Origin of the sequence: Priestia sp. SIMBA_032 (assembly GCF_046535215.1) — a bacterium.
GTDB lineage: Bacteria > Bacillota > Bacilli > Bacillales > Bacillaceae_H > Priestia > Priestia aryabhattai.
On the sequence record NZ_JAWRXD010000311.1, the window covers coordinates 1 to 328 of the forward strand.

At 54.3% G+C, this 328-nt stretch carries 1 protein-coding gene; it reads right to left on the bottom strand.

The features are described from left to right. Positions 1–93: 93 nt before the first annotated feature. Positions 94–328: STY4526/YPO1902 family pathogenicity island replication protein (locus SB717_RS34535; RefSeq protein WP_410907362.1), on the bottom strand; the 235-nt coding region annotated here is incomplete at its 5' end.

The window sequence follows — 328 nt, forward strand, 5'->3', positions numbered from 1 at the left end:
GGGCCTCACTGAGTGCTGCACTTGCAGAGTTGAGCAGCGCATTTAGCGCGTCGAGGTTACTCGGGGTGTAACGGTGATTGCCCCCTTCACTCATCACACGAGGCCCTGACTGATCCAGCTATGAATGGTACTCCAGACCATGGCCAGATTTAGACTCCTCTCCCGCTCAGCCATTACCATTGCGACATCAAGAACAGACCGAGGATCCTTTAAGTTGGTGTTGAGCTCTTTGGTAAGGTTGACCCAATGGTTCCATAGAACAGCCTCATCCTCAGCCCCAACATGAGGCCAACGCCCTCTGCGCAGCGGTACACCAAGAATTGAGCGC